The sequence below is a fragment of the Ruegeria sp. HKCCA0235A genome (assembly GCF_013033235.1).
Lineage (GTDB): Bacteria > Pseudomonadota > Alphaproteobacteria > Rhodobacterales > Rhodobacteraceae > Ruegeria.
Genome location: NZ_WQDQ01000001.1, coordinates 632,774 through 649,976, shown reverse-complemented (window position 1 = coordinate 649,976; position 17,203 = coordinate 632,774). Strand labels below are relative to the sequence as shown.

The following is a 17,203-nucleotide window of genomic DNA, read 5'->3' as shown; positions in this document are numbered from 1 at the left end:
CCGATGCTGGCATCCGGGCCGTCCCAAGGCAAGCCATGATCACCGTCTGGTCACCGTCCGGCTATCGTTTGCCGCGTGCCATAAAGGCCAGACGTTCGAACAGATGCACGTCCTGTTCATTCTTCAGCAACGCGCCATGCAGCTTCGGAAGCGCATCTGCGCCGCCGCGCTTGAGGTCTTCGGCGCTCAGGTCCTCGGCCAGCAGCAGCTTCAGCCAATCCAGCACTTCCGATGTTGACGGCTTTTTCTTGAGCCCCTGCGTCTCGCGGATTTCATAGAACTGGGTCAGGGCGGTGGTCAGCAGCGCATCCTTGATGCCGGGGTGATGAACCTCGACGATGCGGCGCATCGTGGCCTCGTCCGGGAAGCGGATGTAGTGAAAGAAACAGCGGCGCAGAAACGCGTCCGGCAGTTCCTTTTCATTGTTCGAGGTGATGATGACGATAGGGCGGTTTTTGGCCCGGATCGTTTCCCCTGTCTCGTAGACATGGAACTCCATCTTGTCGAGTTCCTGCAAAAGGTCGTTTGGAAACTCGATATCCGCCTTGTCGATCTCGTCGATCAGCAGAACGACCTTTTCGTCGGCCTCGAAGGCCTGCCACAGCTTGCCCTTGCGTATATAGTTCGACACGTCATGCACGCGTTCCTCACCCAACTGGCTGTCCCGCAGGCGGCTGACCGCGTCATATTCATACAAGCCCTGCTGCGCGCGAGTGGTGGATTTCACATTCCACTCAATCATCCTCAGCCCCAGTGCGCCGGCCACCTGTTTGGCCAGCTCTGTTTTGCCGGTGCCGGGCTCGCCCTTGACCAGCAATGGGCGTTCAAGTGTGACGGCGGCGTTCACGGCAATCGTCAGATCGTCAGTGGCGACATATTCGGCTGTACCTTGAAAGCGTGCGGTCATGGGCCTCTCGTGTGGTTTTTCGTGATCCGTGGGCAGGTTGTGTTGTCCGGGTTACAGACGGTCAATGATTTTGACAACCCGCGTCCCTGCGTCGGTTGAGGCGATTTTTGCAGGAACTCCAAGCCCTTTTGGTTGATTCGTGCGCGCGAATGTACCCTGCCAATTGACACCTGCCTCAAAAAGGCCTGCTAAATTTCATAGAAAAACAGGGTTTTGTTGTTGTTTGTCTCATATTTAGACAAAACAGCACGAGGGCGTGCTGAAGCAACGTTTGTGTAGTGACAATCCCACGCCCGTCGGCTAAACGCTGCGCAGAAGGGGGTGCCAAATGTCAGGTGAAACATCCGCGACCGACGTTTCTGGCCATACCGAGGGAGCAAATATGAAACAGGAAGTTTTTCTGCCGGAGGATTACCGCCCGGCCGAAGATGAACCTTTCATGAATGAACGTCAGCTTGAATATTTCCGCCGCAAGCTGTTGGATTGGAAGAATGAGCTTTTGGCGGGCAGCCGCGATACGATCGAAGGGCTGCAAGACAACACCCGAAACATCCCGGATGTCGCAGACCGCGCGAGCGAGGAGACCGATCGCGCTCTGGAGCTGCGGACTCGCGACCGCCAGCGCAAGCTGGTTGCCAAGATTGACGCAGCCCTGCGCAGGATCGAAGAAGGTGAATACGGCTACTGCGAAAAGACCGGCGATCCGATTTCGCTGAAACGCCTGGATGCACGTCCGATTGCAACCATGACGCTGGAGGCGCAAGAGCGCCACGAGCGCCGCGAAAAGGTCCACCGCGACGATTGATCGCCGGGTGCAGCTGGAAAATTTCGAACGCCGGGGCCTGTGGCTCTGGCGTTTTTGCGTTATGCGGGGGGCATGAAGATCAATCGGTTGAATTTCTGTGTAATTGGCGGCGGTATCGGCGGTCTGGCGGCTGCGTTGGCGCTGCGGCAACACGGGGCGCAGGTCACCCTGCTGGAGCAAGCCCCGGCATTGACCGAGGTTGGCGCGGGCCTTCAGATCAGTGAAAACGGGATGTGCGTGTTGCGGGCCCTTGGGGTGGCGGATCTGTCTGCGGGCCAGAAGTCGCACGGTACGATCTTGCGCGATTACCGCAAAGGCCGCGTTGTCAGCCGGCTGCCCGGGCCTACGGCTGGCCCGACCTATTATTTTCACCGCGCCGATCTGTTGAATCTGCTGCATTCTGCGGCCCGCAAGGCCGGTGTGGATGTCCGTCTGGGGGCCAAGGTTTCCAACGTGCAGAAACACCCCAACGAAGCCGAAATTCTGTTGGCGAGCGACGAACGGCTGCGCGCCGAATGCGTCATCGCCGCCGACGGTGGCCGAAGCACGATTCGCCCGGCTCTGAACGGGCCCGAGACACCCGAGTTCACGCACCAGGTCGCCTGGCGCGCCACCATTCCCTGGCGACCGGATTCAGGCGTGGTTACGGCATCCCTGACCATGGGGCCGGGTCGGCATGTCGTAACCTATCCTTTACGCGATCAAAGCATGATGAATATCGTTGCAGTCGAGGAACGCTCGGACTGGCAGGAAGAGGGATGGAAGCTGAAGGGCGATCCGGACGAGCTGCGCGCACGCTTTTCAGGGTTCGGCGGTCCTGTCGGTGAGATTCTGTCAAAGGTCTCGGATGTGAATCTGTGGGCCCTGTTCCTGCGCCCGGTCGCAGAAAAATGGCAGAACGGTTGTCTGGCATTGCTGGGGGACGCGGCGCATCCGACCTTGCCATTCATGGCACAAGGCGCCTGCCTGGCGCTGGAAGATGCCTGGACGCTTGCACGATCATTCGACGAACACTCGGGCGTCACCAGCGCGCTTGCCGCCTACGAGCAAACGCGCAGGCCAAGGGCAGAAAGCGTGGTTGCCGTGGCCGGGTCGAACGCACGCAATTTCCACCTGTCAGGCCCCGCCCGTTTGGCGGCCCAATGTGCGCTTATGGCCATCGGAGGGAAATTGTCACGCCGCTACGAATGGATATACAGCTACGACGTAACGGCCTGAACCGCTAAATATCCAGATCGACCCAGACAGGCACGTGATCCGAGGGTTTTTCATGCCCGCGCACGGCGGCATCAATCTGGCAATCCCGCATTAGATCTGCCGCTTGCGGGGTCAGCAGAAAGTGATCGATGCGAATTCCGTCGTTCCGGTTCCAGGCCCCGGCCTGGTAGTCCCAGAATGAATAGTGCCCCGCGCTTTGGGTGGTGGCCCGGAACGCTTCGGTGAAGCCCAGATTCAGGATCTTGCGGAATGCGGCGCGGCTTTCGGGGCGGAACAATGCATCGTCGCGCCATGCTTCGGGGCGTTTGGCGTCCTCCGCCTGCGGGATGATGTTGTAATCCCCTGCCATCAACGCGGGTTCTTCGGTTGCCAGCAAATCACGGGCACGGTCATACAGCCGTTCCATCCATGCCAGTTTGTAATCGTATTTCGGGCCGGGTGCGGGATTGCCATTGGGCAGGTACAATCCACAGATCCGAACAGCCTTTTTGCCAACGACGGTGGCTTCTATCCAGCGGGCCTGTTCATCCGCGTCATCGCCGGGAAGGCCGCGGGATACATCCTCGAGGGGAAGCTTCGACAAGATTGCAACGCCGTTGAAGCTTTTTTGTCCGTGGGTTTCCACGTTGAACCCACGCTCTTCGAATACCTCGCGCGGGAAGTTTTCGTCGACCGACTTGATCTCTTGCAGCAGCACAACGTCGGGCTGCGCTTCGTCCAGCCATCGGGGCAGGGCTTCGGCCCGCGCCTTGATGCCGTTGATGTTGAACGTGGCGATTTTCATGCGCGATCCTCCGAAGGCTTGGCGCAACCTATCGCGCAGAATGGGCCCAACGGCAAGGCGGAGATCGGATTTGCGAGGCTCTGCCTCGCGCTCCGGGATATTTTTGGCCAGATGAAGAAACGGATTATTAACCGAATTTCTTCAAGCTGAAGTGGCGGTACAGGCGGGGACGCCGATGACCGCGCCAGGTGAAGCCCTCTGGTCTTACGGTCAGAGGGCGGACTCCTGCTTCATCTGGCTGAAAATATCCTGGGGGTGTGGGGGCAAAGCCCCCACGGTTACATCGAAAAAGATGTGCCACAACCGCAGGAAGAGGTGGCGTTGGGGTTGTCGATCACAAATCGCGCACCGATCAGTTCCTGGGTGAAGTCGATGACCGCGTTTTCCAGGAAGGGCAGCGAAATGGCGTCAACAATGACTTTTTGCCCTTTACCTTCAAGGACCAGATCATCTTCTTTTGGCGTATCCAAAGCGATTTCGTATTGAAACCCCGAGCAACCGCCGCCTTCCACTGCGACGCGCAATGCCTGACCCTGATCCGCCGCGCCGATTTCGGCGAGGCGTTCGAAGGCGCGTTCCGTGACTGTTGGGGGCAGATTCATGCCGGTCTCCAATGGTTTCCTTCCATTACGCCATACAATATAGAAAGCGCAAGGACAGGCGACAAGGACAGGCCATTTGGACAGAGCTAGTTTTGCCTCGGATCCGGACCGCACCAGGGGACGGTTTGTGCCCGAGGAGGAAAGCAGTTTCCGATCATGCTTTCAACGCGACCGGGACAGGATCATTCATGCCAGCGCCTTTCGGCGCCTCAAGCACAAGACGCAAGTGTTCGTTGAACATGAGGGCGATAGCTACCGCACCCGCCTGACCCACTCCATCGAGGTGGCGCAGGTGGCCCGGACCATTGCCGGTGCCCTGGGCCTGAACCCAGAGCTGACCGAAGCCGTGGCCCTGGCGCATGATCTGGGGCACACGCCCTTTGGACATACCGGCGAAGACGCGTTGCATGCGTTGATGAAACCCTATGGTGGTTTTGATCACAACGCGCAGGCCATTCGGATCGTCACAAAGCTGGAGCGCCACTATGCAGAATTCGATGGATGCAACCTGACCTGGGAATGTCTGGAAGGGATAGCCAAGCACAATGGGCCGGTTGAGGGCGATCTGCCCTGGGCATTGGCCGAGTGCGATCAGGAGTTTGATCTTGAACTGCACACCCATGCCAGCGCGGAAGCGCAAGTTGCCGCCCTTTCCGATGACATAGCTTACAACAATCACGATCTTCTGGACGGGTTGCGCGCAGGCTTGTTCATGGATGACGATTTGCAGGACCTGCCGATTGTCGGGGTCTGTTACGCCGAGGTGGATGCCAGATACCCAGGGCTGGAGTCCTATCGCCGGCGTCACGAAGCGCTCAGGCGGGTTTTCGGGGTCATGGTGGGGGATGTCATCAACACTTCGAACGATCTCATTGCCGTTTCTGGCGCGCAGTCCGTCGAAGAAATCCGACATCTTGGGTATCCTGTCATCCAGTTCTCGGATGAGGTTTGGGCGCAACTGCGTGAAATCAGGTCGTTTCTGTTCACACGGATGTATCGCGCACCCAGGGTGATGTCAGTGCGGGCAGAGGTGGCAAAGATCGTGGAAGATCTGTTTCCGATTTACATGAACGATCCGAGGCAAATGCCTGTGCGCTGGCACGATGACATTGAAGCTGCCAGGGACGACACCGCGTTGGCCCGCATCGTTTCCGATTACATCGCGGGCATGACCGACCGATTTGCCTTGCAGGACCATGCCCGGCTGACCGGCTGATCACTCCACGGCGATATAGGCGATGGCCCAGACTTGCTGAGCCGCTTGTTTCGCGGACTGATCGGCGTTCTCTGTCGGTGGGAACACGATCATCGTCGGGCCATAACCTCCGATCCCCATCGGTGCGCCATCAGCATGCGTTGCAACGATCGGTCTTTGCGTGGTGATGCTGTTCCAGTCGATTGCAGCCTGATATCCATCCAGCGCCATGGGAAGAGCGGTTTTCCCCTCGGCCCCTGCCATCGTCATGACGTCTGACAAAAGCGGGCCTGAGAACCTGTAATCACGTTCATTGCCCGGAGGACCATAGGGGATTGTGATCTCGAACTGCTCCAGCCCGTCCAGCATGGCAGCATCAAACCCTGCCGCGCCGTTATGCGTGACCTCCAGATAGCCCAGCAGACCGCCGTCATTCTGACCCCGCGCAGGCAGGTTTGTTTCGCTGACGGCGCCACCCAGCGTCAGCAGCACATGGCCTTTGGTCTGTGGCAGGTCGGCCAGCGCAGGCAGGGCGGTGGACAAAATCAAGGCAAAAGACAAGGCGCGGTGCATCAACGGTCTCCGGTAGCGGCGTACAGGCCCGAGATTAGCGAGATGTTTCGCCAAACCAAGCTTTAACATTAGGCGTCCATTGACCTTGCCGGTTTGCGTGGTAAACCCCGCGACAAGCAAAAGGACATCCGAAATGAACCTGTTTTCCGAGATCCGCAGCCTTGTACTGGACGCGCTGGCGCAGATGCAGTCCGAAGGCGCACTGCCCGAGGGGCTGAGCTTTGACAACGTGGCGGTCGAACCTCCGCGTGATGCGGCGCATGGGGACATGGCGACCAACGCCGCGATGGTGCTTGCGAAACCGGCCGGGATGAAGCCGCGCGACATTGCGGATGTGCTGGCCGGGAAACTGGCGGCGGATGACCGGATCACAAGCGCCGAAGTGGCGGGGCCCGGTTTCCTGAACCTGCGTCTTGCGCCGTCCGTCTGGCAAGGCGTGTTGGCGGCGGTGCTGGAAAAAGGCACCGATTTCGGGCGCTCGACCATGGGGCAGGGGCAGAAGGTCAATGTCGAGTATGTCTCGGCCAACCCGACCGGTCCGCTGCATGTGGGCCATACGCGGGGTGCGGTGTTCGGGGACGCATTGGCAAGCCTGCTGGCCTATTCCGGCCATGATGTGACCCGCGAGTATTATATCAACGACGGTGGCGCGCAGGTGGATGTGCTGGCGCGTTCGGCCTATGAGCGCTATCGCGAGGCCAACGGCCTCAGCCCCGAGATTGCCGAGGGGCTGTATCCCGGTGACTATCTGATCCCGATTGGCGAGGCGCTGAAAGAGAAGTATGGCGACAGCCTCATCGACAAACCGGAAAGCGAATGGCTGGAAGAGCTGCGCGAGTTTTCGACCGATGCGATGATGGACCTGATCCGCGCCGACCTGAAGGCGCTGGGCGTCGAGATGGATGTGTTCTTCTCGGAGAAATCGCTCTATGGCACGGGCCGGATCGAGGCCGCGCTGCAATCGCTGACCGAAAAGGGCCTGATCTATGAAGGCGTGCTGGAACCGCCCAAGGGCAAAAAGCCAGAAGATTGGGAGCCGCGCGAACAGACCTTGTTCAAATCCACCGAACATGGTGATGACGTCGACCGCCCGGTCAAGAAGTCGGACGGCAGCTGGACCTATTTTGCCCCCGATATCGCCTATCACTATGACAAGGTGAGCCGTGGCTTTGACGCGTTGATCGACGTGTTTGGTGCCGATCATGGCGGCTATGTCAAGCGGATGAAGGCCGCAGTGTCGGCCCTGTCCGACGGCAAGGTGCCGCTGGATATCAAGCTGACGCAGCTGGTGAAGCTTTGGAAAAATGGCGAGCCGTTCAAGATGTCGAAACGGGCCGGGAACTTTGTCACCCTGCGCGATGTGGTCGATCAGGTTGGTCCCAACGTGACCCGTTTCGTGATGCTGACCCGCAAGAACGACGCGCCACTGGATTTCGATTTCGACAAGGTACTGGAACAGAGCCGCGAGAACCCCGTGTTCTACGTTCAATACGCCCATGCCCGGGTGATGAGCGTGCTGCGCCGTGCCGCCGAGGCGGGGATCGACGTCTCCGACGAAACCCTGCGCGGGGCCGATCTGGCGTCGCTGGACCACCCCGCCGAACTGACGGTTGCCAAGAAGCTGGCCGAATGGCCACGCCTGGTCGAGATCGCTGCGCGGACCAACGAACCGCACCGCGTCGCTTTCTATCTATATGAACTTGCAGGGGATTTTCATGCGCTCTGGAACAGGGGCAATGACGAAACCCAGTTGCGTTTCATTCAGGATGGCGATGTTGCCACAAGCCAGTCGAAAATCGCATTGGCCCGTGCCGTTTCTGTTGTGATTTCGGCGGGCTTGGGTATTCTTGGCGTTACCCCGGCGCAGGAGATGCGGTAACAAATATCGCCCGAACCGCCGGTACGAGGTAGGCAAGAAATGACCCGCGCGCCTTGTTTTCGGGCGCGAAACGGGCAGTGAGGCGGACATGGCGAGTTACGATTACTCGGGGCACCAAAGCCCCGAGCAGATTCATTACCCGAATCAAACGCATTCCGAGGATGCGTATGACTATCCCGACGATATGCAGGATTACGACGCGCCGCGCGGCGCGTTCGGACTGGGGCGGGCCGTCAATTTCCTGGGGGCTGCCGCATCGCTGGCACTGGTCGCCGGCGTCGCTGTCTGGGGATACAAGCTTGTCATGCGCGATGTCAGCGGCGTGCCGGTCGTGCGTGCTGCCGAAGGGCCGATGCGGGTGCAGCCCGAAAACCCGGGCGGAACACCCGCCGATCATCAGGGCTTGGCCGTCAATGCAGTGGCCGCCAAAGGCAGTGCTGCCGCTCCGGCGGATCGCCTGATCCTTGCGCCGCGGCCGGTCTCGTTGACGGATGAAGACGTCCCCGCCGCCGATCTGAAGCCGACACCGGCGCTGCATGTGGTGGAAAAGCCGATCTCAACCCGGGAAGCCGCTCGATTGCGCCAGAACGCAGTGGACGCGCTGGTTGCGGAATTGGCTGGTGAAGCAGCCAAAACGCAGCAAAACGCCGAGGATGGCGTGCAGCTGGCATCGCTGACCACCCCCGAGGAAGAACCCGCAATTGACCCGGCCGATTTCGCAGCCGCCTTGCCGGACCCGGCCATTGCCGCGCTGCCGGGTGTGCGCCGGTCCTTGCGCCCCTTGACCCGCCCGGCACGCACCTCACGCAGCCGGGTTTCGCCAAGCGAGAATTCCGAAGACGCGATCAATGCCGCGGTGAAGGCTGCGGTTGGGTTGGATGTTGATCCTGATACGCTGGCGAAAGGCACGCGTCTGGCGCAGCTTGGGGCTTATGACAGTGTTCAGGTGGCGCAAACGGAATGGGATCGCCTGAACGGAAAGTTCGGCGAATATATGGCAGGAAAACAGCGTGTTATTCAGAAGACTTCAAGCGGCGGGCGCACCTTTTACCGCCTGCGCGTGCTGGGCTTTGAAGACCTGAGCGACTCGCGTCAATTCTGTGCCGCGCTTGTCGCCCAGGGGGCTGATTGTATCCCGGTGGCCGTTCGGTGAAGTACGGTGCCACGATCACCGATGCAGAGGGCCTGCGCCTGACGCAACAGGAAAAAGACTTGTTTCGGCAGATGAACCCGTTCGGGTTCATTCTGTTCGCCCGCAACATCGAAAACGCGGATCAGGTGCGCGCCTTGTGTGATGATTTCCGCGAGGCCGTCGGGCGCAATTGCCTGATCACAATCGATCAGGAAGGCGGGCGGGTGCAGCGCCTGCGGGCGCCGCTGGCCCGCGAATGGCTGCCTCCGCTGGACCATGTGACCAATGCCGGAGAACAGGCCGAACGCGCCATGTATCTGAGGTACCGCCTGATTGCCGATGAATTGTTTGGTCTGGGCATCGACAGCAACTGTGCGCCCATGGTCGATGTCGCGCGCCCCGAGACGCACAAGTTCCTGAAAAACCGGTGCTATGACACTGATCCTGAACGCGTTTCCAGAATTGGCAAGGCCGTGGCGCAGGGCCATTTGGATGGCGGTGTGCTGCCGGTGCTCAAACATATTCCGGGCCATGGACGTGCCACGTTGGACAGCCACCATGACTTGCCGCATGTGGATCTGCCCTTGGAGGAGCTTGAGCGCAGCGATTTCGGGCCGTTCCGGGCCTTGAACGATCTGCCGATGGGGATGACCGCGCATTTGGTCTATGACCGGATTGACCCGCGGCCTGCCACCATCTCGGCAACCATGATGGATGTGATCCGCGACAGGATTGGCTTTGAGGGGCTGATCATGACCGATGACATCGGAATGAAAGCGCTCAGTGGAATGCCCGCTGACGTGTCGCGGCAAGCCATAAGTGCGGGCTGTGACGTCGTTCTGCACTGCAACGGAACCTTTGCCGAGCGCGCCCAGGTGATGGAAGCGGCCGGAGAAATGTCGGATGTGGCACAGGCCCGCGCAGAACGGGCGCTGGCGATGCGCAAACGCCCGCTGGAACTTGACATCCCTGCCGTCGAAGCGGAACTATCTGCCCTAATGGGCGGGCAGGTATATGAACGATAATCTTTTCAGCGAAGACCCTGTCTCGGTCGCGGATCGTCTTGCGGCCGAAGCGCTGATCGTTGACGTCGATGGGTTCGAAGGCCCGCTGGACGTTCTGCTGACCCTGTCGCGCACGCAAAAGGTTGATCTGAGGAAAATTTCCGTACTCGCGCTGGCGCAGCAATACCTGGCCTTTGTGGAAAAGGCGCGTGCGTTGCGCATTGAACTGGCCGCCGACTATCTGGTGATGGCGGCCTGGCTGGCGTTTCTCAAGTCCCGCTTGCTGCTGCCGCCAGACCCGGATGACGAGGGCCCCTCGGGCGAGGAACTGGCCGCACATCTGGCGTTTCAGTTGGAACGCTTGCAGGCGATGCGCGACGCCGCCGCACGGTTGATGGCGCGCGATCAGCTGGGGCGCGATTTCTTCAAACGTGGGCAGGGCGAAGATATCACCCGCATCCGCACCGTGACCTATTCCGCCACGCTGCTGGATCTGATGCAGGGCTATGCGCGCATCCGCACCCGTGATGAATTCCGCCCGTTTGTGATGGACCGCGATTCGGTGTTCACCATGGAACAGGCGCTGGAACGGATGCGACCGCTGATCGGGTTTGCCGGGACATGGACCGACATGGAAACTTACCTGCCCGATGGCTGGGATTCCGACCCGGTACGGCGCAGGTCGGCAACGGCGGCGACCTTTGCGGCCTCGCTGGAACTGGTGAAAGAAGGACATATGGAAATCAAGCAGAGCGAGACATTCGCTCCGATCCAATTGCGCAAGAGGACCGAAACACGTGACTGATGCCCCAGAAGAGACCGGTACGCTGTTCGAGGCGCCTCCACTGGCAGAGCAGGAGCGTATGGTCGAAGCCGTTCTTTTCGCCAGCGCCGAGCCGGTGACGATTGCGGATCTTGAGGCGCGGATGCCCCATGGCAGCGACGCGGCGCAAGCGGTTGAATTGCTTCAGAAACGTTACGAGGGGCGTGGCGTGCGCGTGGTGCGCGTGGGGGATGCCTGGGCCATCCGCACGGCCCCTGATCTGGGTTTTCTGATGCAGAAGGAAACGGTCGAGACCCGCAAGCTCAGCCGCGCCGCGATCGAAACTCTGGCCATCGTGGCTTATCATCAGCCCTGCACGCGGGCCGAGATCGAGGAAATCCGGGGTGTGTCGGTTTCGCGCGGGACCATCGATCAGTTGCTTGAGATGGAGTGGATCAAGCTGGGCCGCCGCCGCATGACGCCGGGTCGTCCGGTGACGTTTGTGGTGACGCCTGAGTTTCTGGATCATTTTGGTCTGGAAAACGCGCGCGACCTGCCGGGCCTGAAAGAGCTGCGCGCCGCGGGATTGTTGGAAAATCGGCCTCCTCCGGGTGCGATCCCTTTGGGGGAAGGGCGCGAGGACGAAGTTGACGAAGACCAGAGCGAGTTGTTCGAAGAAGAGTGATCGAACAGCCCTTTTGTTGCCGCATAAAGCGCCTATCTTTGTGCGTGAGGACACGGAGTTGAGCGATGAATGCAAACCGGATCATCGACATGATTGTGCGTCAGGTCATGCGCCGTCTGGTCAACAAAGGTGTGAACAAGGGTATCGATCTGGCCAGCCGAAAGGAGGGCGGACCCGGCATATCGAATGGGCCCGAAAAAACCAGCGCACCGCGACATGCGCAGAACCTCAGGCAGGCACAGCGCGTGACCCGTCAAATGCGCCGGTTCATGAAGTTCTAGGGGTCAGCTTGCGGCTTTGAAGTGCTTTGACAGTTTCAGGCCCTGACCCTGATAGTTCGAGGCAATGCCCGCACCATAAAGCTGGGTCGGCATTTCAGCCATTTTCTCATAGACCAGACGTCCGACGACCTGTCCGTGTTCCAGCACGAATGGCGCTTCGTGGCAGCGCACCTCAAGCACGCCACGGGAACCAGCCCCCCCGGCAGCGGCATGGCCAAAACCGGGATCGAAGAAGCCTGCATAGTGCACTCTGAACTCACCAACCATCGCCAGATAGGGTGCCATTTCAGCTGCATACATCGGTGGAATATGCACCGCCTCGCGGCTGACAAGGATATAGAACGCGCCGGGGTCCAGGATGATGCAACCATCCTTGGTGCGCACTTCTTCCCAATAGTCCTGCGGGTCGTATTCACCGATTCGATCCAGATCGATCACCCCGGTATGAGGTTTGGCGCGATAGCCCACCAGATCGGTATCGGGCAGTTGCAGGTCGACGGAAAAGCCCAGACCGTCCTGAATGACGGCAGGTCCGTCCACAAGCGGAGATTCGGCATGCAAGGTCCTCAGTTCCGCATCGGACAACACGGCCTGACCCTGGCGGAAACGAATCTGGTTCAGACGCATCCCGGGACGAACCAGAACCGAGAACGAGCGCGGGCAGATTTCGGCATAAAGCGGGCCTGTGTAACCTGCGGGCACCCGGTCGAACTCGGTACCGCCATCGGTGATGGTCCGCGTCAGAAGATCCAGCCGCCCGGTCGAGCTTTTGGCGTTGGCCACGGCGCTCATGCTGTCGGGCAGGGCAAGCGATTCCATCAGGGGCACCAGATAGACGCAGCCCTTTTCCAGAACCGCGCCATCCGAGATATCGATGCGGTGCATCTCAAATTCGGTCAAGCGATCCGTAACGGTCCGGCCTTCGCCCGCAAGAAATGAGGCGCGCACACGGTAAGCCACTGTTCCCAGTCGCAAATCAAGGCTGGCAGGTTGAATCTGGGCAGGCAGAACCTCGGGTTCGGCGGTGATCTCACCGCGCGCGATCATCGCCTCTAGCTGTTGGTTCGGGCAAACACCTGTCATCTCGATCCCCCCTGGTGCCAGAGCGGGATCTGGCCTGTATGCCATAAACGTCGGTGTAATTTGGTCGGGCTAGCAGGACTCGAACCTGCGACCTTCCGTCCCCCAGACGGACGCGCTACCAGGCTGCGCCATAGCCCGACGTTGGGGTGTTCATAAAGATTTTCCCGGCAGGGGCAAGAGGAAATCAATGCCTTTTGTCCTAACCCGTCGCCTGTGTTTCGACACGGTCCAGCCAGCGCCGCAGATCTTTTGCAATCGGAGCGATGCGCCGCAGCAGGTCGTCATCAAAATCTGTCTGATTCCACGCAAGCGACGCGATTCCCCCCATCAAGGGCGCGGCGTCCAGTTCGGGCTCTGGCTCCGGCTGTGATGCGTCAGAGGCGCGTGCGTTTGTCTGCGCATCGTCCTTGCCGGTTGGCTGGATCGGTTCGCGCAGATCCATGCGAATCTGTTCCGTTGCGGGGGCAGGCTTTGGTTCGAACGGCACCACGGTGTCCTGGACGGGCGCAATTGTGGCTGGGCTGGGATCGTCCAGGGAAGGGGACAGCGCCGCGACATGTGCGACGCCTTGTTCGCGCAGGATACGCTGGACACCTTTGATCGTGATTCCGTCTTCGTGCAGCAGTTTCTTGATCCCTCCCAAAAGACGCATGTCATTTGGGCGATAATACCTGCGTCCACCTGCGCGTTTGACGGGCTTTACCTGCGTGAACCGGCTTTCCCAGAATCGCAGAACATGAGCCTGAACACCGAGCCAGTCCGCAACTTCGCTTATGGTGCGAAAGGCATCGGGGGACTTACTCATAACCTGGACGTCCTGAACTTACTTGCGGTTCCCGGCTGCGACGCGATCTTTCATCAGATGCGACGGGCGGAAAGTCAGCACACGGCGCGGCTGAATCGGGACTTCTTCGCCGGTTTTGGGGTTGCGACCGACACGGGCGGTCTTGTCGCGAACACTGAATGTACCGAAAGACGAGATCTTCACCTGTTCACCACGCACCAAGGCGTCGGACATGTGGTTCAGAACGCTTTCAACCAGTTGCGCACTTTCGTTTCGTGACAGACCTACCTCACGAAAGACAGCTTCGCTCAGGTCCATTCGAGTCAGTGTTTTGTCGCCCATGCTAATTCCCCTGTTGCTATTGAAGCATATGGGTATGGCAAATTCGCTGTCAATATCAATGAATTGCGGGCGGCTGTGTAAGCCGGTTTGCGCCGGTTACCAGCGCAGAACCACCGCGCCCCAGGCCAGACCGCCGCCAATGGCTTCGGTCACGATCAGATCACCCGGCTTGATCTGTCCGCGCTGCTTGCCCACGGACAGGGCCAATGGGATGGATGCGGCCGACGTGTTTCCGTGATCCTGAACGGTCACAACCACGTTTTCCATCGGCAGGTTCATTTTCTTGGCGGTGCCCTGAATGATGCGGATGTTGGCCTGATGCGGCACGATCCAATCAACGTCCGAACTGCTCAGCCCCGCTCGTTCCAACGCTGTTTCCGCTGTTTTTGTAAGCTTTTCAACGGCATGGCGGAAAACCTGATTGCCCTGCATACGCAGATGCCCGGTGGATTGGGTCGAAACACCGCCATCGACATAGAGAAGATCCTTGTAGCGCCCGTCCGAATTCAGGTCGGTTGCCAGAATTCCGCGGTCCTCGGCGGTGCCTGTGCCCTTTTGGGCCTCCAGTACCACTGCACCGGCGCCATCGCCGAAAAGAACGCAGGTGGACCGATCGGTCCAATCCATGATCCGTGAGAAAGTCTCGGCCCCGATCACCAGCACGCGTTTGGCCTGACCGGAAACAATCAGCGCATTTGCGTTGGACAGTGCAAAAACGAATCCGGCGCAAACAGCTTGCACGTCAAAGGCAAAACCCTTGGTCATGCCCAGCCGTGCCTGAACCATGGTGGCGGCCGAAGGAAAGGTCAGATCCGCAGTTGATGTCGCCAGTACGATTGCGTCAATATCATCCGCCGTCAGGCCCGCGTCGGCCAGCGCGGCCTGGGCGGCGTTGGTGGCCAGATCGGATGTCGTCTCGTCCTCGGCGGCAAAATGGCGGCGTTCGATCCCCGAGCGGGTCTTTATCCATTCGTCGGTCGTGTCCAGGGTTTTTTCAAACTCGGAATTGGGAACAACGCGTTCAGGCAAATAATGCCCGACACCTACTACAACTGAACGGCCTGCCATTTTCCGGTACTGCCTTTTTTGTTATTTATCTGTTTGCGGCGCTGATTGCGCGGCATCTTGTGCAAGCTGGGCAGTGGATGCAACCCGCGCAGCCAATTTTTCGGAAAAGCCGGACTGCGCCAGGGTGAAGGCCAGTTTGATCGCAGCTGACACGCCTGTTGCGTCAGCGCCGCCGTGGGATTTCACCACGGTGCCGTTCAGCCCCAGAAACACGCCACCATTCACGCGTCGCGGGTCGATCCGTTTCTTCAAACGGTTCAGTGACGTGATAGCCAGAATCGAGGCCAATCGGGATAGCGGGGAGTATTTGAACGCCTGCCGCAGCAGGTCACCGATCAGGCTTGCCGTGCCTTCGCCGGTCTTGATCGCGACGTTGCCGGTAAAGCCATCGGTTACAATGACATCCGCCTTGTCACCGGGGATGTCGCTGCCTTCGACGAAACCCACGAAATCGAAATTCGCCTGTTCCGCGAAGCCCGCGATCATCGAGTGCGCCTCTTTCAGTTCGGCGCGTCCCTTGTGTTCTTCGGTGCCGACATTCAGAAGCCCGATCCGAGGGCGGCTCAGGGCCAAACCGTTGCGCGCATAAGAGGCGCCCATCAGGGCGTATTGCAGCAAATCCTTGGCGTCGGCGCGCACATCTGCGCCGACATCCAGCATCACGTTGAACCCCTGAGGGTTGCGCGAGGGCCACAGTATCGCGATGGCAGGCCGGTTCACGCCCGGCAGTTTGCGCAGGCGCATCATCGACAGGGCCATCAGCGCGCCGGTATTGCCGCAGGACACCGCGCCATGGGCTTCGCCCTGGCGTACCGCTTCCAGCGTGGACCACATCGAGGTCTCTTTGCCGTTGCGCACGACCTGACTGGGCTTGTCCTCCATCGTGACCACGCCCGAGCAATCACGAAAAACGACGCGCCCCTCAAGGACACGCCGTTTGGCGACAAGCTTGCGCAATACCTGTTCGGGCCCGTGCAGCAAGAACCTGATATCCGGGTTCTTGTCGGCCGATTTCGCAAGACCGGCAACAACGACCGAGGGACCTGCGTCCCCACCCATAGCGTCGACCGAGATGGTTATCCGTCCGGCGTGCGTGGGCTGTTCAGTCATGCCTTGGTCTGCGCTCGATCAGGCTTAGGCTGCGTCTTCGTCCAGATCGATTTCATCGGCCTGAGCGACGACTTCGCGATCATCATAGTGGCCGCAGGATGCGCAAACGTGGTGCGGGCGCTTCAGCTCGCCGCAGTTCGGGCATTCGTTCGGGTTTGCAGCAACCAGAGCGTCGTGTGCGCGGCGGTTGTTGCGACGCGACTTGGAAACTTTGTTCTGTTGGACGGCCATGGTCTCAACCTTTGTCTGACTAGGGGTCGCAGAATCGCTGCCGACCCGGGTTTCGTAGTTCGTTTATCGTGGTTGGACGCGCGTTTAGGCGACGGGCCCCGCAATGTCCAACCCAAAATCCGATGAGCGCGCGAAAATACTGCGATTCTCGGTATGTTCAAGCGATTTTTCTGACCGCCTGCTATGACAGGAAATCTGCGCTCTGTCACTCGTCTTTTTTGAGCGCATCGCGCAATTCCGCCAATCCGGCGAAAGGTTTGGCGTCTTCGTCGGTCATCGCCTGTTTTCCGGGTTCTGTATAGTCTGCCTGACCCAGTTCCGCACCCTCCTTGCGCGGATATTGCGGCAGGGCCAGCGACAGCGCCTCGACCATCACCAATGCGGGGTCGATTTCCGGGTCCAAGGGCTCGGATTCGTCATCCTGGGGAATTTCGAACTCGGGTTCATCCGGGTCGGTCCAATCGGCCAGAAAGGTGCGGTGCACGGGAATGTCGATCCGGGTCGTGACCGGCTCGAGCGTCACGACACAGGGTTGGATCACGGTTGCACCGAGTTTGCCGTTGAGAACCCAGTCGCGCTTGCCTTGTGCGCGAAGCTCGCCGGAAAAGCTGAGTTTGCGCAGCCCCAGCAGCCCCAGACCCTGCCTGATCTCATCCAATGCGGCGCTTGCGGGGCGCAGTTCAAAGGGTGTCGGGGCGTTCTGGGGCAGGTCAGCCACCCGAAATGATGTAACGTTGCCCATTCGTGAGCCTTTCTA

Annotated in this window: 20 protein-coding genes and 1 tRNA gene; 9 read left to right on the top strand and 12 right to left on the bottom strand. The window is 59.7% G+C overall.

Annotated elements, in window-relative coordinates; genetic code table 11:
• Positions 1-61: 61 nt before the first annotated feature.
• On the bottom strand, positions 62-907 hold the full coding sequence (locus GOW56_RS03235) for a MoxR family ATPase (protein ID WP_152458249.1): 846 nt from the start codon (positions 905-907) through the stop codon (positions 62-64).
• 382 nt (positions 908-1,289) lie between these two features.
• On the opposite strand from GOW56_RS03235, the gene dksA reads away from it, so the two are divergent.
• Together dksA and GOW56_RS03225 are read left to right on the top strand one after the other, a co-directional pair.
• Positions 1,290-1,712, top strand: a complete 423-nt coding sequence (gene dksA / locus GOW56_RS03230; protein ID WP_171167736.1) for an RNA polymerase-binding protein DksA — start codon at positions 1,290-1,292, stop codon at positions 1,710-1,712.
• A gap of 72 nt (positions 1,713-1,784) precedes the next feature.
• Positions 1,785-2,930 carry an FAD-dependent monooxygenase gene (locus GOW56_RS03225; RefSeq protein ID WP_171204915.1) on the top strand — a complete coding sequence of 382 codons (1,146 nt, stop codon included), beginning with the start codon at positions 1,785-1,787 and terminating at the stop codon, positions 2,928-2,930.
• Between the two features lie 4 nt (positions 2,931-2,934).
• On the opposite strand, the gene xth is transcribed toward GOW56_RS03225, so the two are convergent.
• A complete protein-coding gene (gene xth / locus GOW56_RS03220) occupies positions 2,935-3,714 on the bottom strand; it encodes an exodeoxyribonuclease III (RefSeq protein WP_171204914.1) in 780 nt (259 codons plus the stop codon).
• A 278-nt stretch (positions 3,715-3,992) separates the two neighbouring features.
• Positions 3,993-4,316: an iron-sulfur cluster assembly accessory protein gene (locus tag GOW56_RS03215; RefSeq protein WP_171204913.1), complete on the bottom strand. Its 324-nt coding sequence runs from the start codon at positions 4,314-4,316 to the stop codon at positions 3,993-3,995.
• Between the two features lie 76 nt (positions 4,317-4,392).
• Between GOW56_RS03215 and GOW56_RS03210 the strand changes: the two genes are divergently transcribed.
• Positions 4,393-5,532: a deoxyguanosinetriphosphate triphosphohydrolase gene (locus GOW56_RS03210; protein WP_171204912.1), complete on the top strand. Its 1,140-nt coding sequence runs from the start codon at positions 4,393-4,395 to the stop codon at positions 5,530-5,532.
• On the opposite strand, the gene GOW56_RS03205 is transcribed toward GOW56_RS03210, so the two are convergent.
• A complete protein-coding gene (locus tag GOW56_RS03205) occupies positions 5,533-6,084 on the bottom strand; it encodes a hypothetical protein (RefSeq protein WP_171204911.1) in 552 nt (183 codons plus the stop codon).
• Positions 6,085-6,217: 133 nt separating this feature from the next.
• Here GOW56_RS03205 and argS point away from each other — a divergent pair, with 133 nt between their 5' ends.
• The 6 genes from argS (at position 6,218) to GOW56_RS03175 (ending at position 11,828) form a co-directional block, all read left to right on the top strand.
• Complete coding sequence (argS, locus tag GOW56_RS03200; protein WP_171204910.1) at positions 6,218-7,963, top strand: arginine--tRNA ligase; 1,746 nt, start codon at positions 6,218-6,220, stop codon at positions 7,961-7,963.
• A gap of 88 nt (positions 7,964-8,051) precedes the next feature.
• Positions 8,052-9,116, top strand: a complete 1,065-nt coding sequence (locus GOW56_RS03195) for an SPOR domain-containing protein (protein ID WP_171204909.1) — start codon at positions 8,052-8,054, stop codon at positions 9,114-9,116.
• Positions 9,113-10,120, top strand: a complete 1,008-nt coding sequence (nagZ, locus tag GOW56_RS03190; RefSeq protein WP_171204908.1) for a beta-N-acetylhexosaminidase — start codon at positions 9,113-9,115, stop codon at positions 10,118-10,120. The genes GOW56_RS03195 and nagZ overlap by 4 nt, the downstream gene beginning before the upstream one ends.
• Positions 10,110-10,904, top strand: a complete 795-nt coding sequence (locus GOW56_RS03185) for a ScpA family protein (protein ID WP_171204907.1) — start codon at positions 10,110-10,112, stop codon at positions 10,902-10,904. Before nagZ ends, GOW56_RS03185 begins: the two co-directional genes overlap by 11 nt.
• Positions 10,897-11,547 (top strand): SMC-Scp complex subunit ScpB, encoded by a 651-nt coding sequence (gene scpB / locus GOW56_RS03180; protein ID WP_152458238.1) that lies wholly within the window; start codon positions 10,897-10,899, stop codon positions 11,545-11,547. The genes GOW56_RS03185 and scpB overlap by 8 nt, the downstream gene beginning before the upstream one ends.
• A gap of 65 nt (positions 11,548-11,612) precedes the next feature.
• Positions 11,613-11,828 (top strand): hypothetical protein, encoded by a 216-nt coding sequence (locus GOW56_RS03175; RefSeq protein ID WP_171204906.1) that lies wholly within the window; start codon positions 11,613-11,615, stop codon positions 11,826-11,828.
• A gap of 3 nt (positions 11,829-11,831) precedes the next feature.
• Here the strand turns inward: GOW56_RS03175 and GOW56_RS03170 are convergent, their stop codons facing one another.
• The 8 genes from GOW56_RS03170 to GOW56_RS03135 form a co-directional block, all read right to left on the bottom strand.
• A complete protein-coding gene (locus tag GOW56_RS03170; RefSeq protein WP_171204905.1) occupies positions 11,832-12,911 on the bottom strand; it encodes a 2'-deoxycytidine 5'-triphosphate deaminase in 1,080 nt (359 codons plus the stop codon).
• A gap of 61 nt (positions 12,912-12,972) precedes the next feature.
• Positions 12,973-13,049, bottom strand: a tRNA-Pro gene (locus tag GOW56_RS03165).
• A 61-nt stretch (positions 13,050-13,110) separates the two neighbouring features.
• A complete protein-coding gene (locus tag GOW56_RS03160) occupies positions 13,111-13,716 on the bottom strand; it encodes a MerR family transcriptional regulator (protein WP_171115513.1) in 606 nt (201 codons plus the stop codon).
• Positions 13,717-13,734: 18 nt separating this feature from the next.
• Positions 13,735-14,037 (bottom strand): integration host factor subunit alpha, encoded by a 303-nt coding sequence (ihfA, locus tag GOW56_RS03155; protein WP_152458234.1) that lies wholly within the window; start codon positions 14,035-14,037, stop codon positions 13,735-13,737.
• A 96-nt stretch (positions 14,038-14,133) separates the two neighbouring features.
• Positions 14,134-15,105: a beta-ketoacyl-ACP synthase III gene (locus GOW56_RS03150; protein WP_171167758.1), complete on the bottom strand. Its 972-nt coding sequence runs from the start codon at positions 15,103-15,105 to the stop codon at positions 14,134-14,136.
• A 21-nt stretch (positions 15,106-15,126) separates the two neighbouring features.
• Complete coding sequence (plsX, locus tag GOW56_RS03145) at positions 15,127-16,215, bottom strand: phosphate acyltransferase PlsX (RefSeq protein ID WP_152458232.1); 1,089 nt, start codon at positions 16,213-16,215, stop codon at positions 15,127-15,129.
• A 24-nt stretch (positions 16,216-16,239) separates the two neighbouring features.
• Positions 16,240-16,446, bottom strand: coding sequence for a 50S ribosomal protein L32 (gene rpmF, locus GOW56_RS03140; RefSeq protein ID WP_008756996.1), 207 nt, complete (start codon positions 16,444-16,446; stop codon positions 16,240-16,242).
• A gap of 205 nt (positions 16,447-16,651) precedes the next feature.
• Positions 16,652-17,188 carry a DUF177 domain-containing protein gene (locus GOW56_RS03135; protein ID WP_171204904.1) on the bottom strand — a complete coding sequence of 179 codons (537 nt, stop codon included), beginning with the start codon at positions 17,186-17,188 and terminating at the stop codon, positions 16,652-16,654.
• Between the last annotated feature and the right edge of the window lie 15 nt (positions 17,189-17,203).

Coding starts and splice junctions, on each gene's coding strand:
- xth (WP_171204914.1), bottom strand. CDS start 3,714: ATGAAAATCGCCACGTTCAACATCAACGGCATCAAGGCGCGGGCCGAA.
- ihfA (WP_152458234.1), bottom strand. CDS start 14,037: ATGGGCGACAAAACACTGACTCGAATGGACCTGAGCGAAGCTGTCTTT.
- GOW56_RS03160 (WP_171115513.1), bottom strand. CDS start 13,716: ATGAGTAAGTCCCCCGATGCCTTTCGCACCATAAGCGAAGTTGCGGAC.
- GOW56_RS03205 (WP_171204911.1), bottom strand. CDS start 6,084: ATGCACCGCGCCTTGTCTTTTGCCTTGATTTTGTCCACCGCCCTGCCT.
- GOW56_RS03195 (WP_171204909.1), top strand. CDS start 8,052: ATGGCGAGTTACGATTACTCGGGGCACCAAAGCCCCGAGCAGATTCAT.
- plsX (WP_152458232.1), bottom strand. CDS start 16,215: ATGACTGAACAGCCCACGCACGCCGGACGGATAACCATCTCGGTCGAC.
- GOW56_RS03135 (WP_171204904.1), bottom strand. CDS start 17,188: ATGGGCAACGTTACATCATTTCGGGTGGCTGACCTGCCCCAGAACGCC.
- dksA (WP_171167736.1), top strand. CDS start 1,290: ATGAAACAGGAAGTTTTTCTGCCGGAGGATTACCGCCCGGCCGAAGAT.
- argS (WP_171204910.1), top strand. CDS start 6,218: ATGAACCTGTTTTCCGAGATCCGCAGCCTTGTACTGGACGCGCTGGCG.
- GOW56_RS03225 (WP_171204915.1), top strand. CDS start 1,785: ATGAAGATCAATCGGTTGAATTTCTGTGTAATTGGCGGCGGTATCGGC.
- GOW56_RS03235 (WP_152458249.1), bottom strand. CDS start 907: ATGACCGCACGCTTTCAAGGTACAGCCGAATATGTCGCCACTGACGAT.
- GOW56_RS03185 (WP_171204907.1), top strand. CDS start 10,110: ATGAACGATAATCTTTTCAGCGAAGACCCTGTCTCGGTCGCGGATCGT.
- GOW56_RS03215 (WP_171204913.1), bottom strand. CDS start 4,316: ATGAATCTGCCCCCAACAGTCACGGAACGCGCCTTCGAACGCCTCGCC.
- GOW56_RS03150 (WP_171167758.1), bottom strand. CDS start 15,105: ATGGCAGGCCGTTCAGTTGTAGTAGGTGTCGGGCATTATTTGCCTGAA.
- rpmF (WP_008756996.1), bottom strand. CDS start 16,446: ATGGCCGTCCAACAGAACAAAGTTTCCAAGTCGCGTCGCAACAACCGC.
- GOW56_RS03175 (WP_171204906.1), top strand. CDS start 11,613: ATGAATGCAAACCGGATCATCGACATGATTGTGCGTCAGGTCATGCGC.
- GOW56_RS03170 (WP_171204905.1), bottom strand. CDS start 12,911: ATGACAGGTGTTTGCCCGAACCAACAGCTAGAGGCGATGATCGCGCGC.